Origin of the sequence: Altererythrobacter lutimaris, assembly GCF_013371495.1 — a bacterium.
Lineage (GTDB): Bacteria > Pseudomonadota > Alphaproteobacteria > Sphingomonadales > Sphingomonadaceae > Erythrobacter > Erythrobacter lutimaris_A.
The window spans coordinates 525,066-544,412 of record NZ_JABWTA010000001.1 but is presented as its reverse complement, the minus strand read 5'-3'; the positions used below and the strand labels follow the sequence as shown (position 1 = coordinate 544,412).

The 19,347-nt window shown below is 58.5% G+C and carries 21 protein-coding genes; 14 read left to right on the top strand and 7 right to left on the bottom strand.

What is annotated here, in order from left to right; all coding sequences use genetic code 11:
* From HUO12_RS02640 to HUO12_RS02600, 9 genes are all read left to right on the top strand, one after another.
* Positions 1-339, top strand: coding sequence for a DUF1049 domain-containing protein (locus HUO12_RS02640; protein ID WP_176272136.1), 339 nt, complete (start codon positions 1-3; stop codon positions 337-339).
* Between the two features lie 10 nt (positions 340-349).
* Positions 350-1,027 carry an orotidine-5'-phosphate decarboxylase gene (pyrF, locus tag HUO12_RS02635; protein ID WP_176272135.1) on the top strand — a complete coding sequence of 226 codons (678 nt, stop codon included), beginning with the start codon at positions 350-352 and terminating at the stop codon, positions 1,025-1,027.
* A gap of 7 nt (positions 1,028-1,034) precedes the next feature.
* Positions 1,035-1,673, top strand: coding sequence for a phosphoribosylanthranilate isomerase (locus tag HUO12_RS02630; RefSeq protein ID WP_176272134.1), 639 nt, complete (start codon positions 1,035-1,037; stop codon positions 1,671-1,673).
* A gap of 7 nt (positions 1,674-1,680) precedes the next feature.
* Positions 1,681-2,898, top strand: coding sequence for a tryptophan synthase subunit beta (trpB, locus tag HUO12_RS02625; protein WP_176272133.1), 1,218 nt, complete (start codon positions 1,681-1,683; stop codon positions 2,896-2,898).
* On the top strand, positions 2,895-3,227 hold the full coding sequence (locus HUO12_RS02620; RefSeq protein WP_176272132.1) for a hypothetical protein: 333 nt from the start codon (positions 2,895-2,897) through the stop codon (positions 3,225-3,227). Before trpB ends, HUO12_RS02620 begins: the two co-directional genes overlap by 4 nt.
* 72 nt (positions 3,228-3,299) lie before the next feature.
* Complete coding sequence (locus tag HUO12_RS02615; protein ID WP_176272131.1) at positions 3,300-3,695, top strand: endonuclease domain-containing protein; 396 nt, start codon at positions 3,300-3,302, stop codon at positions 3,693-3,695.
* Positions 3,692-4,471 (top strand): tryptophan synthase subunit alpha, encoded by a 780-nt coding sequence (gene trpA, locus HUO12_RS02610; RefSeq protein ID WP_176272130.1) that lies wholly within the window; start codon positions 3,692-3,694, stop codon positions 4,469-4,471. The genes HUO12_RS02615 and trpA overlap by 4 nt, the downstream gene beginning before the upstream one ends.
* Positions 4,472-4,481: 10 nt before the next feature.
* Entirely contained in the window at positions 4,482-5,330 is an 849-nt protein-coding gene (gene accD / locus HUO12_RS02605; RefSeq protein ID WP_176272129.1) for an acetyl-CoA carboxylase, carboxyltransferase subunit beta, read from the top strand.
* 21 nt (positions 5,331-5,351) lie between these two features.
* Positions 5,352-6,647: a bifunctional folylpolyglutamate synthase/dihydrofolate synthase gene (locus HUO12_RS02600; protein ID WP_176272128.1), complete on the top strand. Its 1,296-nt coding sequence runs from the start codon at positions 5,352-5,354 to the stop codon at positions 6,645-6,647.
* Here the strand turns inward: HUO12_RS02600 and HUO12_RS02595 are convergent, their stop codons facing one another.
* Positions 6,648-8,045 carry an AmpG family muropeptide MFS transporter gene (locus HUO12_RS02595; RefSeq protein ID WP_176272127.1) on the bottom strand — a complete coding sequence of 466 codons (1,398 nt, stop codon included), beginning with the start codon at positions 8,043-8,045 and terminating at the stop codon, positions 6,648-6,650.
* Between the two features lie 71 nt (positions 8,046-8,116).
* On the opposite strand from HUO12_RS02595, the gene HUO12_RS02590 reads away from it, so the two are divergent.
* The 3 genes from HUO12_RS02590 to rsmD are packed head-to-tail and all read left to right on the top strand — an operon-like array spanning position 8,117 to position 10,629.
* Positions 8,117-9,277 carry an aromatic ring-hydroxylating oxygenase subunit alpha gene (locus HUO12_RS02590; protein ID WP_176272126.1) on the top strand — a complete coding sequence of 387 codons (1,161 nt, stop codon included), beginning with the start codon at positions 8,117-8,119 and terminating at the stop codon, positions 9,275-9,277.
* Between the two features lie 18 nt (positions 9,278-9,295).
* A complete protein-coding gene (locus tag HUO12_RS02585; RefSeq protein WP_176272125.1) occupies positions 9,296-10,081 on the top strand; it encodes a pseudouridine synthase in 786 nt (261 codons plus the stop codon).
* Positions 10,078-10,629: a 16S rRNA (guanine(966)-N(2))-methyltransferase RsmD gene (rsmD, locus tag HUO12_RS02580; protein ID WP_176272124.1), complete on the top strand. Its 552-nt coding sequence runs from the start codon at positions 10,078-10,080 to the stop codon at positions 10,627-10,629. Before HUO12_RS02585 ends, rsmD begins: the two co-directional genes overlap by 4 nt.
* A gap of 20 nt (positions 10,630-10,649) precedes the next feature.
* Here rsmD and HUO12_RS02575 read toward each other — a convergent pair whose 3' ends face one another.
* Positions 10,650-11,048, bottom strand: a complete 399-nt coding sequence (locus tag HUO12_RS02575; RefSeq protein ID WP_176272123.1) for a hypothetical protein — start codon at positions 11,046-11,048, stop codon at positions 10,650-10,652.
* Between the two features lie 200 nt (positions 11,049-11,248).
* A complete protein-coding gene (locus HUO12_RS02570; protein ID WP_176272122.1) occupies positions 11,249-11,644 on the bottom strand; it encodes a hypothetical protein in 396 nt (131 codons plus the stop codon).
* Positions 11,645-11,774: 130 nt separating this feature from the next.
* Between HUO12_RS02570 and HUO12_RS02565 the strand changes: the two genes are divergently transcribed.
* On the top strand, positions 11,775-14,096 hold the full coding sequence (locus tag HUO12_RS02565; protein ID WP_176272121.1) for an ATP-dependent helicase: 2,322 nt from the start codon (positions 11,775-11,777) through the stop codon (positions 14,094-14,096).
* A 104-nt stretch (positions 14,097-14,200) separates the two neighbouring features.
* Here HUO12_RS02565 and HUO12_RS02560 read toward each other — a convergent pair whose 3' ends face one another.
* Entirely contained in the window at positions 14,201-14,431 is a 231-nt protein-coding gene (locus tag HUO12_RS02560) for a tautomerase family protein (protein ID WP_176272120.1), read from the bottom strand.
* A 210-nt stretch (positions 14,432-14,641) separates the two neighbouring features.
* Between HUO12_RS02560 and HUO12_RS02555 the strand changes: the two genes are divergently transcribed.
* The gene (locus HUO12_RS02555) at positions 14,642-15,328 is read left to right on the top strand and encodes a winged helix-turn-helix transcriptional regulator (protein WP_176272119.1); all 687 of its coding nucleotides are present in this window, start codon (positions 14,642-14,644) and stop codon (positions 15,326-15,328) included.
* A 432-nt stretch (positions 15,329-15,760) separates the two neighbouring features.
* Here HUO12_RS02555 and HUO12_RS02550 read toward each other — a convergent pair whose 3' ends face one another.
* The 3 genes from HUO12_RS02550 to HUO12_RS02540 form a co-directional block, all read right to left on the bottom strand.
* On the bottom strand, positions 15,761-16,852 hold the full coding sequence (locus tag HUO12_RS02550; protein WP_176272118.1) for a hypothetical protein: 1,092 nt from the start codon (positions 16,850-16,852) through the stop codon (positions 15,761-15,763).
* Positions 16,853-17,025: 173 nt separating this feature from the next.
* The gene (locus HUO12_RS02545) at positions 17,026-18,831 is read right to left on the bottom strand and encodes an acyl-CoA dehydrogenase C-terminal domain-containing protein (RefSeq protein WP_176272117.1); all 1,806 of its coding nucleotides are present in this window, start codon (positions 18,829-18,831) and stop codon (positions 17,026-17,028) included.
* A gap of 48 nt (positions 18,832-18,879) precedes the next feature.
* Entirely contained in the window at positions 18,880-19,317 is a 438-nt protein-coding gene (locus HUO12_RS02540; protein WP_176272116.1) for a MerR family transcriptional regulator, read from the bottom strand.
* Between the last annotated feature and the right edge of the window lie 30 nt (positions 19,318-19,347).

The window sequence follows — 19,347 nt, the reverse complement described above, 5'->3', positions numbered from 1 at the left end:
ATGCAGATCGTTCGCACAGTCATCTGGGTTGTAATCGTGGCAGCAATCATGCTGTTTTCCGCATTCAATTGGGACGCTGTCGAAGTCACCTTGTGGGAAGGCCTGGTGCTGGAAACCAAAGTCCCTGTGCTGGTGATTGTCTCTTTCCTTCTGGGCCTTATCCCGATGTGGATGCTCCATCGCGGGGTCAAATGGCAGCTTAACCGCCGGATCAGCTCGCTTGAAAATGCCGCGCGCAATGCAGCGCTGGCCCGTCACGAGCCAAAGCCCGCTGCGCCTGCCTCACCCGCAGCACAGTCTGCTCCTGCCTCCGACGCATTGAAACCAGCCAGCGAATAAAGCGAGCCTCGTGACCAACCCCATCTATCTTGCGCTTGATGTTCCTCAGATTGATCCGGCCAAAGCGCTGGTCGAGAAGCTGAAAGGGCACATTGGCGGAGTAAAGCTGGGGCTCGAATTCTTCTGCGCGCATGGCCATCACGGTGTCCATGAGATCGCACATGCGAGCGGGCTGCCAATCTTTCTCGATTTGAAGCTGCATGACATTCCCAACACTGTCGCAGGCGCTATGCAGGCGATCCACGTGCTGGAACCTGCCATTGTGACCATCCATGCAAGCGGCGGGCGCGCCATGATGGAAGATGCGAAGGCCGCGGCTGCTGACGGTTGCAAGGTTGTCGCAGTCACAATGCTCACTAGCCTGGACGAGCGCGATATGGCGCGCACTGGGCTTAGCGGCTCTGCGAATGACCAGGTCCTGCGCCTGGCCGATCTCGCGCAGGAAGCAGGGCTCGATGGGATTGTGTGTTCAGGCCACGAAGTCGGCGCAGTGCACAAGCAATGGAAAGACGGATTTTTCGTCGTTCCGGGCCTTCGTCCTGAAGGGAAAGCCACGGGCGATCAGAAGCGGGTGGTTACGCCGCGCGCAGCGCGCGATGATGGAGCCAGCGTGCTAGTAATCGGTCGCCCGATCAGCAAAGCGGTGGATCCAGTCATGGCTGCGCGCGAAATCGAAGCAACGCTGTAGCGCTCGAATGCCAAATCAGATCAAGATATGCGGGCTTACAACGCCTGAGACGATTGCGGCGTCGATTGATGCGGGCGCGACGCATATTGGCTTGAATTTCTATCCGCCCTCCCCGCGTTTTGTAAGCGTAAGTACAGCGGCTCAGATCGTTTCCAACATAGGAAATGAAATTTCAAAAGTTGGCGTTTTCGTCGATGCTACAGATGGGTTTATTGAACAAAACCTCCGTGCTGGAGCACTCGACATCCTCCAACTGCACGGCAAGGAGACGCCTGATCGCGTGCGCGAAGTGAAGGCGAAGTTTGGCCTGCCTGTCTGGAAGGTCCTGAGCGTCGAAACGGCTGAAGATGTGACGAAAGCGGTGCGCTATGCCGACGTCGCTGACTTCCTCTTGTTTGACACCAAAACACCCAAAGGCGCGCTTCCGGGCGGCATGGGATTGGGCTTCGATTGGGGATTGCTCGAGGCCTATGACGGCGCGCTTCCCTGGGGGCTTGCAGGCGGTCTGACGCCGGAAAATGTTGCCGAGGCGATCCGCCAGACGGGAACCACTCTAGTCGACACGTCTTCGGGTGTAGAGACCGCGCCCGGCATCAAGGATGTGGACTTGATCGCGGCCTTCTGTAAGGCGGCCCGCGAAGCGTGAGATTGTTATGAACGAGACAACACCCAACTCCTTCCGCAACCAGCCCGATGATCGCGGGCATTTCGGCCAGTTTGGCGGGCGCTATGTCGCCGAAACTCTGATGCCGCTGATCCTCGATCTGGAGAAGGAGTACCGCGCGGCGCAGGCCGATCCGGCGTTCCAGGCCGAGTTTGATGACCTGATGAAGCATTATGTCGGGCGCCCTTCCCCGCTCTATTTCGCTGAGCGGCTGACAGACGCGCTCGGCGGCGCGCAGGTCTGGTTCAAGCGCGACGAGCTCAATCACACCGGCGCGCACAAGATCAACAATTGCATCGGGCAGATCCTGCTCGCGATCCGCATGGGCAAGACGCGCATTATTGCGGAGACCGGCGCGGGCCAGCATGGCGTTGCAACGGCAACCGTCTGCGCGCGGTTCGGCCTGCCTTGCGTGATTTACATGGGCGCCGAGGACGTAAAGCGGCAATCGCCCAATGTCTTCCGCATGAAGTTGCTCGGCGCGGAAGTCGTCCCCGTGACCAGCGGCGGCGCGACGCTGAAAGACGCGATGAATGAAGGACTGCGGGATTGGGTCGCGAATGTCCATGACACGTTCTACATCATCGGCACGGCGGCGGGGCCGCATCCCTATCCGGAGATGGTGCGCAACTTCCAGAGCGTGATTGGCAAGGAAGCGCGCGAGCAAATGCTGGAACGCGTCGGACGCCTGCCGGACCTGCTGGTCGCCTGCATTGGCGGCGGCTCAAACGCGCTGGGGCTGTTCCACCCGTTCTTGGATGATCCCGACGTGAAAATGCTCGGTGTCGAAGCCGCAGGACATGGCCTGGATGGTGATGAACATGCGGCGAGCCTGCTCGGCGGATCGCCCGGTGTTCTCCACGGTAACAAGACCTATCTGCTGCAGGACGAGGACGGCCAGATCACCGAAGGCCACTCGATTTCGGCAGGCCTCGACTATCCCGGCATCGGACCGGAGCATGCGTGGCTAAAAGAGAGCGGACGGGTCGAATACACCGCAGTGACCGATGACGAGGCATTGGACGGTTTCCAGCTGCTTTGTCGGACGGAAGGGATCATCCCTGCGCTTGAACCGTCACACGCCATCGCAGCTGTTGCCGACCGTGCCAAGCAGATGCGCGAGGACCAGATCATCCTGATGAATCTGTGCGGTCGCGGCGACAAGGACATCTTCACTGTAGCGGAAAAGCTTGGGGTGGAGATGTGAGCGGGCAAAACCCGTCAGATGCGGCAAATTGCAATTCCACAGCTTTTGTCGATTTCATGCAGTGCTATTGGCACCAGATGGCAGACCAGCTTTACCCAAGTCTTGGCGCCGCACTTGAGGAATATAGAATCGAGAATGGGGAGAAATCATTCAATCGCCTTTCTCGGGAAATTGGAGAAATGATGGCGGACGGCCGTTTTCCAAAGAAAGCCGAGATCCGCTCGGCATACTCAAACCCATTCTGGAAGGCATTCGATAGGATTATCACTATCGAACAGCTGAATGAATCCTTTGCGCAAGCTTCCGATCTGCGGGGCTCAATTGACTAGCCGCCTCTCCTCAGCCTTGAGCAAGCCCCAAAAGCCCTCTCACCTTCAGGGGAGAGGGTTGGGAGAGGGGTAATGCGCGACGCCACCCTCACGCAGCGCGCCAAAGATATGCGCAAGGCCATGCCTGAGCCCGAATCGCGCATGTGGTTGAAACTACGCGCCGGGAGGTTCCAAGGAATCAAGTTTCGTCGTCAAAAAGTGATAGGAAATTTTATCGCTGATTTTGCTGCGAACGAGCCGAAGCTGGTGATTGAGCTTGATGGTGATACTCACGCTGGGCATGAACAATACGACGCGTCGCGTACGCAATATCTGGGAAGTCAGGGATACCGTGTGATCAGATTTCGAAACGCCGATGTGATGGAGAATATGGATGGGGTGCTGGAGCGATTGAGTGCTTTAGTGAGAGAGCTGAGGCAGGCCCCTCCCCCAACCCCCTCCCCTGAAGGTGAGGGGGCAATCTTGTGACCCGCCTCTCCTCAGCCTTTTCGAAAGCCCATCCCGCGCTTGTCTGCTTCATCACCGCAGGCGATGGCGACACTGCTGCCAATCTCGACGCGCTGGTCGAAGGCGGCGCGGATGTGATCGAGCTAGGCATGCCCTTCACCGATCCGATGGCCGATGGCCCCGCGATCCAGGCGGCAAACCTGCGCAGCTTGGGCAAAGGCACGACCACCAGCGACGTCCTGATGATCGCGAACGAGTTCCGCGCGCGGCACCCTGACGTGCCGCTCGTCCTGATGGGCTATGCCAACCCCATGATCCGGCGCGGACCGGAATGGTTTGCCGAACAATGCAAGGGATGCGGCGTCGATGGCGTGATCTGCGTCGATATCCCGCCAGAGGAAGATCAGGAACTTGGCCCTGCCCTGCGCGCTCAAGGCGTCGCACCGATCCGCCTTTCTACGCCGACGACGGACGCGGCGCGCCTTCCCGCCGTGATCGATGGATCGGAAGGTTTCCTCTATTATGTCTCCGTGGCAGGCATCACCGGCAAGCAGCAGGCCGCTATCGACTCGATTGAAGTCAATGTGACACGCATCAAGCAATCGACTGATCTGCCCGTAGCGGTTGGATTTGGTGTAAGGACACCCGAACAAGCCGCTGAAATTGCCAAGGTCGCAGACGGTGTGGTTGTTGGCTCAGCATTCGTCGGATTGGTCGGCGAATTTGGCAAAGAGGCTCCCGCCAAGCTAAAGGAGCTGACTTCGGCTCTTGCAAATGCGGTTCGCACCGCGCGCTAAGGACAAACACATGAACTGGTTCACCCGCGTCCGCAATTCCATCGGCTGGCTGCCCAAGCGCACCAGCGAGAAGGATCTCTGGGTCAAATGCCCGTCCTGTCAGGAAATGCTGTTCGAACAGGAGTATGAGGAAAACCTGCATGTGTGCCCGCGTTGCGGCCATCATGGGCGGATCAACGCCGACCAACGCCTCGCGCTGCTGCTGGACGAGGGGTTTGACCTGCTGGAACAGCCAGAGGTCAAGGAAGACCCGCTGAAGTTCAAGGATTCCAAGAAGTACACTGACCGCTTGAAAGCCGCGCGCGCCAAGAGCCCGCACCGCGATGCCTTCAGCGTTGGCTCTGGCACGATCGACGGGCATGATGCGGTCGTCGGCGTGCAGGATTTCAGCTTTATGGGCGGTAGCATGGGCATGGCGGTCGGCACGGCCTTCTGTCAGGGCGCAGAGCGCGCGCTTTCCCGCAAATGCGCTTACATCGTGGTGACCGCAGCGGGTGGCGCGCGGATGCAGGAAGGCATTTTGAGCCTCATGCAGATGCCCAAGGCGACTGTGATGACGCGGCGGCTGAAAGAGGCGGGATTGCCTTACATCGTGGTGCTGTCCGACCCGACGACTGGCGGAGTTACGGCAAGCTATGCGATGCTCGGCGATATCCATATCGCAGAGCCCAACGCGCTGATCGGTTTTGCTGGACAGCGAGTTATCCGGGACACGATCCGAGAGAAACTGCCTGAAGGCTTCCAACGTGCGGAATATCTGCACAAACATGGCATGGTCGACATGGTGGTGCACCGCAAAGACCTGAAGGCGCAGATCGCGACGATGCTCGATTATCTCTCGCCTGCGAAAGCGGCGTAAGACCAGCCGGACGGACTAACCATGAGAGACATGGGCCGGTCTGACGATCCGCGCGTGCAGGCGCAGCTCGACAGACTTTCGGGTTTGAGCATCCAGCGCGATACGCTTGGACTTGATGCGATCCGCGAACTGCTCTCGCGTTTGGGCGATCCTCACAAACGCTTGCCGCCTGTGTTTCATGTCGCAGGGACCAATGGCAAAGGCTCGACCTGTGCTTTCCTGCGCGCAATGCTGGAAGCGGAAGGATACCAGGTCCACGTCACAACGAGCCCGCATTTGGTGCGCTATAATGAGCGCTTCCGGATCGCTGACAAGTTGATCGAAGACGCGCGGCTTGCGGAGCTGCTTGAGCAAGTCTTCGACGCTGCCGAGGGTCTGGGATGCAGCTTCTTCGAGATCACCATCGCAGCGGCTTTTGTCGAATTCGCGCGCATCCCAGCGGATGCCTGCGTGGTCGAAGTGGGCCTAGGCGGAAGGCTCGACGCGACCAATGTGCTGGAGCCGGACGTGCTGGCCGCCTGCGGCATCGCGGCGCTGGGGATAGATCACGAGCGGTTTCTTCTCGCACCCGAAGACGGCGTGCCGAAAGAGCCGATGGCGCGGATTGCGTTTGAGAAGGCAGGCATCGCCAAGAAGGGCGTGCCGCTGGTGACGCAATGGTATCCCGAGGAGCAGCATGAAGCTGTTGCTGATCAGTCGGAGAAAGTAGGCGCGCGATTGATTGACGAAGGCCGGCTATGGAACTTCGGCCAAGCTATCGGTCGGCGTGTCGGATATAATGACGCGAACGGAGCGATCTTACTGCCTCCGCCAGCCTTGCTGGGCGAACATCAATACGCCAATTGCGCACTCGCTGCCGCTATGATCCGCCACCAGGACAAGATCGAGGTTTCGCTGAAAGCGTTGAAAGAGGGTGCCGCGAATGCAGCCTGGCCAGCACGCATGCAGCGGCTATCACCCGGACAATTGATTGGCGAGCGCCAAGTCATCCTCGATGGCGGTCATAATCCCAGCGCAGGGGCACAGATCGCAATGCACTTTGATGGCCCTCTCCACCTAATCCTCGGTATGCTGGACAATAAGGACCCGACCGCAATCACCGGCCCGCTTGGCAACCGCATCCGGACGCTGACGATTGTCCCGGTCCCCGGCCATGAGAGTCATCCAGTCGAGGCATTTGGCCCCGAGGCTCGCGCCGCCCAGGATGTCGAAGAGGCTCTCCTCAACATTCCGAACGACGATTTTCCAATCCTCATTGCAGGCTCGCTCTACCTTGCAGGCGAAGTCCTGCGTCTCAATGACGAGATACCGGACTGATTAGCCAGGGGCTGGCTTCGCCTCGCCCGCCTCTTCCAACGGCTCGTTGCTGGTCTGACGCACGCTTTCAACCACGAAGCCCTTGCGCCATAGGATCCAGAGCAAGGTCATGCCCGGAATCGCGATGATAACCGTGAACGTCCAAAAGCCGACCCAGCCGAGGTTCTCCGCCAGATAACCAGAAGGAGTCGCAAGCCATGTCCTCCCGACGGCGGCAAAGCTCGACAAGAGCGCAAACTGTGTCGCGGTATAGGCAAGGTTCGACAGGCCGGAGAGATAGGTGACAAAGACCGTCAGCCCGATCCCGCTTGTGAGGTTCTCCGTACCCACTGCCAGCGCCAGCATGATATTGTTATCGCCGACGATCGCCAGAAGCACGAACATAAAGTTCGACAGCATCATCAAGAGACCGGAAATGATGAGCGCGCGGCCCATGCCGAGCCATGCGATGAACGGTCCGCCCAATGCTGAACCGACGATCAACGCGCCGAAACCGACGAACTTGTTGATGGTAATGAATTCGGTATCGCTGAAGCCAAGCTCGACAATCATCGGGTTGAGCATGCCCTGCCCCATTGCATCACCGACCTTGTAGATCAGCACGAACAGCAAGATCAGGACCGCACCCTTGCGGCCAAGAAACTCGCGGAACGGGTTAACGACCGTCTCTTTCAACCAACTGCTGAATTTTTGTCCGGCCGCACGCGCGGTTGAAGGATCGAATCGCCCTGCCCCGGCCCAAAGCGCACCCAGCGCTGCTGGCAGCACAAGAAAACTCGTGAGACCATAGGCCATCGCCCAGCCCGCTCCAAAGCCTTCGGTTGAAGCCAGATATATCGTGCCCGCGCCAGCCAGAAGATTGCCTGTGCGATAGCCGAACTGGTTCATCGCCGTGCCGTGTGCGATCTCTTCATCGGAAAGGATCTCGATCCGGTACGCGTCAATCACAATGTCTTGCGTCGCAGACAGGAACGCGACAATGATCGCCCAGACAGCAAACGGCGCGATATTGTCATTGGTCGGCGCGCTCGCACCCAACTGCCATAGCGCAAGCACCAGCAAGCCTTGAACGAGGTACAGCCACGCGCGGCGTTGCCCGAGCAAGTCTGACAGGATTGGAATGCGCAGCTTGTCCACGAGCGGCGCCCACAGGAATTTCAATGTGTATGGCGTCGTGAGACCAATAGCGAAGCCGATGGTCGACTTGTCGATGCCAACCTTTGACAACCAGAATGTCATCGTCCCAAGCAATAGCGTCAGCGGGAAGCCGGAGGAGATGCCCAGCAGGAATGCCACAAAGGGCATCTTTCGGCGATAGGGAGCAAAGGCCGGGACAAGATAAGCCAGCCCCACCATTGCAGCGATGACCCCGAACAATATCACTGTGCTCCAGTCCATTCCCTAGCGTCCTTCCTAATCCCGCAAATTTCTGACACAGTAACGGCGGATGAGAGGATTGGGAATTGGCGATGAATGAAGCGCTAACAGATCAGAAGCGGCGCAGCCCGACGCCGGGTCAGCTGGCTTTGGCAGAGCAAGTAAAGAATGGCGGCGCTGAGCGGGCTCAAGCCATCACAACTGTCCCCGCTAGCGACTACACTTGCCCTGATCACTTCGCTCGCGAAAAAGCTGCGCTGTTCGACCGGCTTCCTCAAGTTCTGTGTGTCTCAGCGCTTTTGCCTGAGCCCGGCATGGCCATTCCGCATGATGCCACCGGACGCCCTTTGCTCATTACACGCGACGCAGAAGGCACAGCACATGTCTTTCTGAACGTCTGCCGTCATCGCGGGACGCGTCTGGTCGAAGGGGGAGAGGTGCAATGCGCAAAGCGCCTCGTCTGTCCTTATCACGCGTGGACCTACAAACTTGACGGGCGGCTGCTTGCCCTGCCCCGCCCTGAGACCTTTCCGGGTCTAGACAAGTCCGATTACGGCCTGATCGAGCTACCCAGTTTGGAAGCTGGCGGCCTGATCTGGTTCGCGCCTGACGAAAACGCCGATTTTAGCGATGCGGCAAAAGTAAGCGAGGATTTCGACGCGTTCGGCCTTGGCGACAATTTCCTCTATCGCCGCAAGCTTCACACCGTGAACGGCAATTGGAAGCTCATCATGGATGCGTTTCTGGAAAGCTACCATGTAACGCGGCTGCACGCGAACACCATCGGGCCGTTCTTTACTGACGGGATCACTGCTGGCGACACTGTCGGGCCGCATATGCGCTCTGCCGTCGCGCGACTTGAGGAAATGGAAGGCGTCGACCTCACTGATATGCATGAAATGCGGCAGATCGTGACCTTCGCCTACCAGCTCTTTCCAGCAACCATTGTTATTCCCAGCCCGGATTATTTCAATGTCATGGTGCTGATGCCGCAATCGGAAGGCGTGACTCTGGTTGAGGACTTCATGCTGATCCCTGAAGAGCCAACCACCGAAAAGGCGCGCGATCATTGGGAGCGCAGCTGGAACCTGCTTGATGGCGGCGTCTTCGCGAGCGAAGATTTCCGCGCGGCAGAGCTCGGCCAGAATGGCCTTTCAACCGGCGCTATCGAGAGTGTCACTCTCGGCACGCTGGAAGGCGGTGTCTCGCATTTCAGCGCAATCGTGCATGAGGCGTTGCGCGCAAGCAATTGAACGCCTAGCGCAGCGCGCATGACCAGCAAGCGCTCAGAAGACCGTCCGGAAGGCGACCGCATTGCCAAATTGCTGGCGCGTGCAGGCGTGGCAAGCCGCCGCGAGATTGAGCGCATGATCGAGGACAAGCGGATCGCGATTGACGGCAATCCAGTCGAGACACCGGCGACTTTTCTCACATCGCTGCGCGGTGTCACTGTCGATGGCAAACCCGTTGCCGCGCCCGAGCCAACGCGGCTGTTCGCGTTCCACAAGCCCACTGGACTTCTGACGGCCGAGCGCGATCCCAAAGGTCGTCCGACAATCTACACCGCTTTGCGCAATGCTCTGCCTAAAGGCGCGCCGCGACTGATGCCGATTGGACGGCTTGACCTCAACACCGAAGGCTTGCTGCTGCTCACCAATGACGGCGGATTCAAGCGTGAGATGGAGCTTCCGGCAACCGGCATTCCGCGCACATATCGCGCGCGTACTTTCGGCGAAGTGACGCAAGAGCAGCTCGAAAGTCTGATCGACGGGATCACAATCGACGGCGTGCACTATGGCTCCATCGACGCAAACCTGGAGCAACGCACAAAGAATGCGGGTGGGCGCAATCAGTGGATCCAGGTCACGATCACGGAGGGCAAGAACCGCGAAGTGCGCCGGGTGCTGGAGCATCTTGGCCTCAAGGTCAGCAGGCTCATTCGCACCGGCTACGGCGTGTTCGAGCTTGGCGATCTGCCGCGCGGGGCAGCCGTTGAGCTCAAGAAGCATGAAATCGGCAAATTTCGTAGCCAGATCAGGCAACACCGCAGATCATGAGAGTCATCGCAGGTGAATGGCGCGGACGAAACCTGAAAGCGCCCAAAGGCGAGCTGACCCGGCCAACGGCGGATCGGACACGCGAGACCTTGTTCAATATGCTGAACAGCAGGCTTGGCGATTTTGGCGGGCTGCGTGTTGCAGACCTGTTTGCTGGCTCGGGCGCGCTCGGGATCGAGGCTCTGTCACGCGGTGCGGCGCATTGCCTGTTTGTCGAGCAAGAGCCCGATGCGGTCAAAGCGATCAAGGCCAATCTCGCTCAGTTCGATGCCCGCGCGCGGTCATCCGTCCAAGCTGGTTCTGTCATGAGCCTTGGTCCTGCCAAAGAAAGCTGGGACCTGTTGCTGCTTGATCCGCCTTACAACACAGGGGCCGGCGCAGTCGCGCTGGACAGAATGCTGAGGCTCGGATGGATTGGCCCCGCGACCTGGATCGCTCTGGAAACCTCTGCAGGCGAGAATGTCGAGATAAAGGGACTCGACATCCTCGCCCAGCGCCGGGTCGGGAAGGCAATGCTTCATCTATTGATGTTGTCCGACCCGGAGTGAGGAGAGCTGAGATGGAGGAATCAGCCCTCTGGTTCAGCTGAGGGTTCAGCACCTGAAGGTGGTTCTGCGCCGCGCCCTTCGACCCGTTGCCAGGCCTCTTCACGCTCGTCCGGCTGCATTGCCATCAAAGACGAGCGATCTTCATCGCTCAGCATCCAGAAAAAGTCCTGACGCGAAGGGTTCAGCGACCAGAAGTACTCCTGCGCTTCTGCGCTCCAACTGTTGAACAGCGCTTGCCTGTCAGGGGGCCAGGCATCGTATTGCGCTTGCTGTTCAGGCGTCATGGTTGTGCTAGCTGCGTCTGCAGTCATTTCGTCGACGGCAGACTGGCTCGAAGCCGCGGCCGGAACCGCGGCACCTAAAGCGACAGCCACCGTTGCGATGCCAATCCCTATCACGGCCAGATCGGATTTGCGCATGGGGTATTTCCTTTGTTCAAGCCCCCGGGCTTGTTTCCCCTGCACTTTCAAGCTGTGACGAGCGTGCGACCCGAAAGATCGGGCTGACCTCTTGTGGGATTTCCGATGTGAAATGGAAAGAGCCAGCGGTTCTGCTGATCGCAGGATCGACCCGCGCAAGCGTCAGGCGTGGCCGAAATCAGGCAAGCTGCAAAACGTTCTTACTGGCCTTGGGGCGGCGCTGCTTCTTCGGCATCGCCCGCCTCTTCCGACAACTCTTGGGAAGCCTGAGCCTTGCTCGCACGCTCTTGCTTCAAGCTTGTTGCGGTCTGCCCTGGCCAGTGATCGAGCGGCTGCGACCCCCAGTCAAACCCGGCTGCGCGCGGGCTGATGCAGCTATCCATTACTGTGTCGCTGCAGAGCGCATACTCGCGGCTTTCGATACGAATGCGCGTTGCTTTGCCAGTTTCGTCGCGCTCGATGATTTCGACAACCGGGGGCGCTTCTTCAGTAGCTTCGGGATGAGTCGCTACTTCGGTCACAGGTGTTTCCTGCGCCACCACCGACACGCTCACCGCGCTCAGCGTCACCAAGATAGGCGTGCAAATCGCTTTCATCGCTCTTTCTCCTGCGCCGCTTGTCGCACATAGTGGCCACTCGCCCCAAGCGCTTGCCTCATCTCGTCCGGGAACGGCACATGCTGGCTTGCGGCTTTCCCCGTTGTTCTCTACTTGTTCGCCTTAATCCATGACTGACAGCCCTTCCCTTCCTGCGACTTCAGCCCAGCGCGCCCCTGACGGACCAGTGCCGCCCTATGCCGCGCGGTTGAACCCGCCGCAGCGCGAGGCTGTTCTGACGACCGAGGGGCCTGTGCTGATGCTGGCAGGCGCTGGCACAGGCAAGACTGCTGCGCTCACATCGCGGCTCGCGCATCTGGTAGCGACACGGCGCGCCTGGCCGAGCCAGATCCTCTGCGTCACCTTCACCAACAAGGCCGCGCGGGAGATGCGCGAGCGTGTTGCAGGGCATCTGGGCCAAGCGGTCGAAGGCATGCCGTGGCTCGGCACATTCCATTCCATCTGCGCGAAGATGCTGCGCCGTCATGCAGAGCTGGTGGGCCTCGAAAGCAATTACACGATCATCGACACCGATGATCAGCTGCGTTTGCTCAAACAGCTCATCAATGATCAGGATCTGGACGAGAAGCGCTGGCCTGCGCGTCAGCTCGCCGGGCTTATCGACCGCTGGAAGAACCGCGGGCTTAACCCCGGTGACTTGGACGCGGTCGAAAACGAGGCCTATGCCAATGGCCGCGGGCAACAGATGTATCAGCTGTATCAGGACCGGATGAAGCGGCTGAACGCCTGCGATTTCGGCGATCTGATGCTGCATGTTCTCAACATCTTCCGCAAGCACACGGATATCCTGCGCGATTACCAGCAGCGCTTTAAGTATATCCTCGTCGACGAGTATCAGGACACCAACGCAGTGCAGTATCTCTGGCTGCGGCTGCTTGCGCAGGATCACAAGAATATCTGCGTGGTCGGCGATGATGACCAGTCGATCTATTCCTGGCGCGGCGCCGAAGTCGCCAACATATTGCGTTTCGAGAAGGATTTTCCCGGCGCGCATGTTGTGCGTCTGGAGCAGAATTACCGCTCCACCCCGCATATCCTCGGCGCAGCCTCGGGCCTCATCCGCTCTAACTCCGAGCGACATGAGAAAACCCTGTGGACCGAAGTCAATGGAGGCGACAAGTTGCGCGTCACCGGCGTGTGGGACGCGCCAGAGGAGGCACGTCGCGTAGGCGAAGCCATCGAGCGGTTGGAGCATGAAGGCGCAAACCTCGATCAGGTCGCGATCCTCGTACGCGCGCAATATCAGACCCGCGAATTTGAAGACCGCTTCATCCAGATAGGCATCAATTACCGGATTATCGGCGGATTCCGTTTCTACGAGCGTGCGGAAATCCGCGATGCCCTCGCCTACTTGCGGGTGATTGCGCAGCCGCAGGACGATCTGGCGTTTGAACGCATCTATAACCAGCCCAAGCGCGGGCTTGGCGCGAAAACGCTGGAAAAGATGCACCAGCATGCCCGGCGTACAGGTATGCCGCTGGCCGCCGCTTCGCTCGATCTGGCGGATAGCGATGAACTGCCAGCGCGCGCCTCGAATACGATTGGCTCCCTGATGCGGCAATTCCTCGCCTGGCGCGAGGCGGCCGAGGAAATGACGCCGGCAGACTTGCTGCGGCAAGTGCTCGATGAGACAGGCTATAACGATATGCTCGCCGCCGACCGCAGTGCGGAAAGCGCCGGGCGTGCGGAGAACCTGTCCGAGCTCGCCCGCGCGATGGAAGAGTATGAGACGCTCGGCGACTTCCTCGAACATGTCAGCCTGGTGATGGACAATGACGCGCGCGATGATGGCGAGAAAGTCACTATCATGACGATGCATGCGGCCAAGGGGCTGGAGTTCGACAATGTCTTCCTGCCCGGATGGGAAGAAGGCGTGTTTCCTTCGCAGCGCTCGCTCGATGAAGGGGGTCTCGCGTCCTTGGAAGAGGAGCGACGTCTGGCTTACGTCGCGATCACGCGGGCGAAGAAGAAGTGCACGATTTTCCATGCGGCGAACCGTCGGATCTATGGCCAATGGACAAGCTCGATCCCGTCGCGCTTTATCGAGGAGCTGCCCGAAGAGCATATCGAGGTCGAAAGCACGATGACTGGCGGCAAGTCGCTGTGGCAAGCCAATTGGTCAGAGAGCGAAGACCCGTTTGCGCGTGTCGCTACCTCAAGGCCGGAACGCTCGGGCGCACGCGGCCCCGGATGGCAGCGCGCGCTCACAAACGGTTATGAAACCAAGCAGCCAAGGGTGCGGGAGAACAAGCGATCTGCCGCAAGCTTCGCCGCCAAACCGCGCAGCGATGTCGCGATCGGCGCGCGCGTGTTCCACGAGAAGTTTGGCTATGGCACGGTTATGGATCAGGAAGGCAACAAGCTCGAGATCGAGTTTGAAAAAGCCGGGACAAAGCGCGTGATCGACAGCTTTGTTTGCGTGGCGGATTAGGTCGCGAGCAAATCTCCGCTATCGACCCATTTGCGGGCCTTTAAGGGATAGGGGCCAGACAGATCATGCTAGGCCCCCACCATTATCGGCAAGCGGAGATCATTCTACGCTGCCTGCGAATTGCCTGCGGCCATTTCGTGCACGTCAGAGGCAAAGAGCAGATGTCCACCGATTCCCCAGTCTCCTTGCTCAAATTCCTTGATCCGCACCCAAGTGACCTGTCGTAGCGCCTCGCCCTCGAGTGCAACCATCGTTTCCGTTACCTTCTCGATCATTTCCGCTTTCTGAGCAGGCGTGAATACGTCTTTTATGACGTCGATAGTAACCATTGGCATTCTAATTCTCCTAAATGCGGCCGGATCATTCCGGCGACACAAGGACAATCGCGCAATTGCTCAACCTCAGATAGTCCGCAAAACAGAGCAAGACGCTATTGCAAGCGTAGGAGACCACTACGTATCGCGTAGTTACCAACCTCGGCCATGCAATTTGCGACACGTTTAGTTATAACTAACGGCGGGACGCGCGCATGGCAGGAGAAATCAATGAGTAGTTCCGGGAGCCTATGTCCAGCGATCAAAGCTGCAGATATGATCGGAGACCGCTGGGTTCTGCTAATCATGCGTGAGTTTCTGCTGGGAGCGACGCGATACAAGAATTTTCAGCGCGCGCTTCCGCGTATTTCACCAACGGTGCTGAGCAACCGTCTCAAACAGATGGAAGCAAACGGACTGATCATCAAGAAAGCTGGAACTGGCCAAGGCACGGAATATCATCTGACCCGATGCGGCAGAGAGCTTGCGCCTCTCATAGACCAGATGTCGAAGTGGGGTTTGCGGTGGGCACGGCGGCGCATTCGGGACGAGGACCTGGACGCAGGCAGCTTCATGTGGGACTTTCACCGATCACTAAATACCGGTGAACTGCCAGATGGTGAAACAGTTATCAGCGTCACGCTGAAAGACACCAAGACGTATGGCCGATGGTGGCTGATAGCTACTTCAGAAGACGTAGATCTCTGTACAGATGATCCAGGTAAGGATGTCGATCTATATCTGCATGCCAATCTGCCCAATTTGGCGGAGGTGTGGATGGGAGATGTTGCGGTACGCGAGGCCATATCAAGCGATGATCTCACGGTGACCGGCTCGGCCTATCTGGTGCGCACAATAGCCAGCTGGTTTCCTCAGTCGCGCTACTCGAACATCCGCCCGAAGCGAATAATTGAATAGGGCGAGTTGTCCGCTTTCCACCCCGATTTCCGTCACCCCGCAGCTCCCCCTCCGTCATCCTGAATTTGTTTCAAGATAACAGTTTCAACGAGCAGGGGTTATGCTGAAACGAGTTCAGCATGACGAAAGGGTAGAGGCTCAACCCTCCAAACATTTCCTACACCGCCCCCGCAAGCTACACCGCAAGCGACTCCGTCAATCTGTCGATTCCCCTCGCGTGGACGCAATTGCGCTGCAAGCTCCCGCCCATCACACTCACACGAGTTTTCAAAAAATAGGAAAAGTGTCAACTTTGTTGGAAAGGCCAAAAACGGCAGGCTTCTGCGGGCTTGAGGCCAATTTGGCCCGATTGACAGGTGTCAACTATGTCAAGTTTGTTGGAGAACAATATTGCGTCGCCGCGTACGAATCTCTCGCTCGTCAACCAGGCGCTCAAGGCACAATCTCAGCCAAACTGACTGACCCGCCGGGTCCGGTGTTGGCATGCTCAGACGCATAGTAAATGAGCTTGCCTTCAGACGTCACATAGGCACCGAAACTCGCGTCAAAATCGCATACCTTTCCGGCCAGATGGGGGCTGCAATCGACCTTTTGCCGCCCCAAATGGCGAAGGTTCAAATCACCATCCGGATCGCGGATTTCATACCGCGCAATCCGGTTCTTTTGCCACAGCCCCAGCCAGTCATGGTCCTGAAACGCGAGCACCATGTAGAGCCGCCCTGACGCACAATCAGTAACGAAGTCGACATTTTGGAAGTAGTTATTGTCGCCGGGGCGCAAGTCCGCCTCGCTGAAAACCGCGACGTGCTCAAACCGCGTTTCCTCGTCCAATTCAGCCGTCCCGACAGAACGATAGAAGCGGATATTCTTGGGCGAGTTGTCAGGGACTGCGAAGAGATACGCGCCGCTCGACAACCGCGTAAATGCGACTGCTGCTGCAAGCTGCCCCGAATTCGGCACACTGTTGATCAGCTTCAGCGAAGTCGGACTTTGGATACGATAAAGGTCCACGCGCCCCCTCGCATGCGTACTTTCATTGTGCGCGCCTTCCATTCCCACCGCGAGGATATTGCGGTGGATCGCCAGCCCGCCAGGATGGAAATAGTCGGCAAAACTCTCGTCACGCTTCACAGCAACAACCCGATCAGCTGCGTGAGGCGCCGTGTAGAACGAAGCCCTGCCATTGATAAAGAACTGTCGGTTGGAGCGCCAGCGACCCTCGCCTCGGCTGCCCATCTCAACGGTCGCGAGCAGGCCGCCCTCGCCGCGTTTGCTGCTTTGCGAGACAAAGAGGAACTGTTTTCCACCAGCCTCGAAGCGCGCGATACCTTGCAAATGCTGTTTCGCGTTGGGGTCAATCAGCGAGGCGGTGTTGAACCCCATCACATTGGCTCGGAGCCTCTCTTTGCTGGTCAGCAGACGCTCGACATCATGCGCGCAGCGGCCCTCGATTGGAAAAGTTCGTTCGGCTGCTTGCTTAGATCTGTTCAATGCGAAGGCAGGCAAGGTAAGTACCAGACCCACCAATGCTGCTGCCGTTAATCTCGCGGGCCCGCTCAAGGTGACATTCTCCAAGCCATCACAGAGAAGACACTAATGCTTCTCTGCATGCCGCTGGATGAACAGCGGCTGCGCAATGCAAAAAGGGCGCCCTTGAAAGGACGCCCCTTAGCAATCTGTAGCGTGGTGCTCTTAGGTCAAGCAGCCGTCGCAAACGCCTCTTCGCCCAGCGCCATCATGTTCTCGCTGCCCGCCTCCAGCTTGCGGCGCAGCGCGCCCGCATCGGGCAGGAAGCGCTCGGCATAGTAACGCGCGCTGGTCAGCTTCGCTTCGTAGAACGCCGGATCAGATGGCGAGCCAGCCAGCGCCGCGCTCGCGGTCTTCGCCATGCGCAGCCACATCCAGCCCAGCGTCACGATGCCCATGATATGCATGTAATGATGCGCGCCTGCACCCAGATGGTTCGGGTTCTGCATCGCATTGTTCATGAACCACATTGTCGCCGCTTGCTGCTGGCCGAGAGCCTTTTCCAGCATCTCTGCGATGTCCTTCAGGCTCTCATCCTGCTTGGCGGCGGCGATGTCTTCGCCGACCATCTTGAAGTAGGCCTGGATCGCCGCCCCGCCCTTGCTCGCAAGCTTGCGTCCGCACAAGTCCATGGCCTGAACGCCATTCGTGCCTTCATAAATCTGAGCGATACGGGCATCGCGCACAAACTGGCTCATGCCCCATTCCTCGACATAGCCGTGGCCGCCGAAAACCTGCTGCATGTTCGTCGCAATGTCATAGCCCTTGTCAGTGCCGTAGCCCTTGATGACCGGAGTCAGAAGACCGATCAGAGCATCGGCTTCTACCCGCTCTTCCTCGGTCTGCGCTTTGTGCGTCAGGTCCACCTGAAGCGCGCCCCACAGGCAGAGTGCGCGCATGCCTTCAGTGAAGACTTTCGCGTCCATCAGCATACGGCGAACATCCGGGTGGACAAAGATCGGATCGGCCTGTGCTTCGGGCTCGGTCGGTCCGGTCAGCGCGCGACCCTGACGACGATCAATCGCATAAGCAACGGCGTTCTGATAGGACACCTCTGCCTGCGCGAGCCCTTGCATGCCCACGCCCAGCCGCGCGGCATTCATCATGACGAACATGGCCGCGAGCCCCTTGTTTTCTTCGCCGACCATCCAGCCTTTCGCGCCGTCATAGTTCAGCACGCATGTCGCATTGCCGTGAATGCCCATCTTGTGCTCGATCGAACCGCAAGTGACCGCGTTGCGCTCGCCCAGCGAACCATCGTCGTTCACGAGCACCTTGGGAACAACGAACAGCGAAATGCCTTTCGAGCTGTCCGGCGCGCCGGGTGTCTTGGCCAGCACCAGGTGAATGATGTTGTCCGTCAAGTCATGCTCGCCTGCGGAGATGAATATCTTCGTACCGGAGATGGCATAGGAACCGTCGGCCTGAGGCTCCGCTTTCGTGCGGATCATGCCGAGATCAGTGCCGCAATGCGGCTCGGTCAGGTTCATGGTGCCGAGCCATTCGCCTGAAACCATCTTCGAGACATACTTCTCTTTCTGCTCGTCCGTGCCAGCGGCGATCAGCGCAGAGATCGCACCGGTCGTAAGTCCAGGATACATCCCGAAGGCCTGGTTCGAGGCAGCCACAAATTCCTCGATCACAAAACCGAGCACATGCGGAAGGCCCTGTCCACCGAACTCCTCAGGTGCGGAAATCGTGCCCCAGCCCGCTTCGCGATACTGGTCAAACGCTTCCTTGAAACCGTCAGGGGTCGTTACGCTGCCATCTTCATGGCGGGTACAGCCCTGCTGGTCGCCAATCTGATTGAGCGGAGCGAGTACCTCGGAACAGAACTTGCCTGCTTCGTTAACGACCGCTTCGACCATGTCAGCATCAGCGCTCTCGAAACCCGGGAGGTTTCCATAGCTGGCAAGATCGAGCATCTCATTGATGACGAAACGGGTGTCACGTGTTGGTGCGTTGTAGATGGGCATCTGGCGTGTCCTTGATGAGTGGTCTTCGAATGAACGGGTTAAGTGAGATCAGCTGAGGTCGAGCTTTTCGATCTCTTTCACAAACTCTGTGAGATCCTTGATTGAAGAATCGATATCAGCGCGCTGAGCTTTCAGCTTGGCAATGTGATCGCGGCATTTCTCAATTGTGACGCGGCGCTGCTCGACCCGGCCATCACCGAGATCATAAAGATCGATCATCTCGCGGATTTCATTGAGGCTGAAGCCGACATTCTTCGCGCGCATGATCCAGGCAAGCCTCGCCCTGTCGCGCTTGGAATAGACACGGCTGAGCCCGACACGGGCCGGCGCAATCAAGCCTTCATCTTCGTAAAAGCGCAAAGCTCTCGCGGTGCAGCCGAATTCTGCGGTCAGGTCTGAGATGGAATAGGTCTCGCGGTCTTGCGCATCGGGACGATCAAGATGCGCACCTGCGTGCTTGTCAGCAGTGGAATTTGCAGTAGCCATGGCCAGCTATCTACTTTACCTTTACGTCAA

Bases quoted from the DNA above. Each gene is read 5' to 3' on its own strand.
- HUO12_RS02640 (WP_176272136.1), top strand. From the start codon at position 1: ATGCAGATCGTTCGCACAGTCATCTGGGTTGTAATCGTGGCAGCAATC.
- HUO12_RS02630 (WP_176272134.1), top strand. From the start codon at position 1,035: ATGCCAAATCAGATCAAGATATGCGGGCTTACAACGCCTGAGACGATT.
- trpB (WP_176272133.1), top strand. From the start codon at position 1,681: ATGAACGAGACAACACCCAACTCCTTCCGCAACCAGCCCGATGATCGC.
- HUO12_RS02615 (WP_176272131.1), top strand. From the start codon at position 3,300: ATGCGCGACGCCACCCTCACGCAGCGCGCCAAAGATATGCGCAAGGCC.
- accD (WP_176272129.1), top strand. From the start codon at position 4,482: ATGAACTGGTTCACCCGCGTCCGCAATTCCATCGGCTGGCTGCCCAAG.
- HUO12_RS02600 (WP_176272128.1), top strand. From the start codon at position 5,352: ATGAGAGACATGGGCCGGTCTGACGATCCGCGCGTGCAGGCGCAGCTC.
- HUO12_RS02595 (WP_176272127.1), bottom strand. From the start codon at position 8,045: ATGGACTGGAGCACAGTGATATTGTTCGGGGTCATCGCTGCAATGGTG.
- HUO12_RS02590 (WP_176272126.1), top strand. From the start codon at position 8,117: ATGAATGAAGCGCTAACAGATCAGAAGCGGCGCAGCCCGACGCCGGGT.
- HUO12_RS02585 (WP_176272125.1), top strand. From the start codon at position 9,296: ATGACCAGCAAGCGCTCAGAAGACCGTCCGGAAGGCGACCGCATTGCC.
- rsmD (WP_176272124.1), top strand. From the start codon at position 10,078: ATGAGAGTCATCGCAGGTGAATGGCGCGGACGAAACCTGAAAGCGCCC.
- HUO12_RS02575 (WP_176272123.1), bottom strand. From the start codon at position 11,048: ATGCGCAAATCCGATCTGGCCGTGATAGGGATTGGCATCGCAACGGTG.
- HUO12_RS02570 (WP_176272122.1), bottom strand. From the start codon at position 11,644: ATGAAAGCGATTTGCACGCCTATCTTGGTGACGCTGAGCGCGGTGAGC.
- HUO12_RS02565 (WP_176272121.1), top strand. From the start codon at position 11,775: ATGACTGACAGCCCTTCCCTTCCTGCGACTTCAGCCCAGCGCGCCCCT.
- HUO12_RS02560 (WP_176272120.1), bottom strand. From the start codon at position 14,431: ATGCCAATGGTTACTATCGACGTCATAAAAGACGTATTCACGCCTGCT.
- HUO12_RS02555 (WP_176272119.1), top strand. From the start codon at position 14,642: ATGAGTAGTTCCGGGAGCCTATGTCCAGCGATCAAAGCTGCAGATATG.
- HUO12_RS02545 (WP_176272117.1), bottom strand. From the start codon at position 18,831: ATGCCCATCTACAACGCACCAACACGTGACACCCGTTTCGTCATCAAT.
- HUO12_RS02540 (WP_176272116.1), bottom strand. From the start codon at position 19,317: ATGGCTACTGCAAATTCCACTGCTGACAAGCACGCAGGTGCGCATCTT.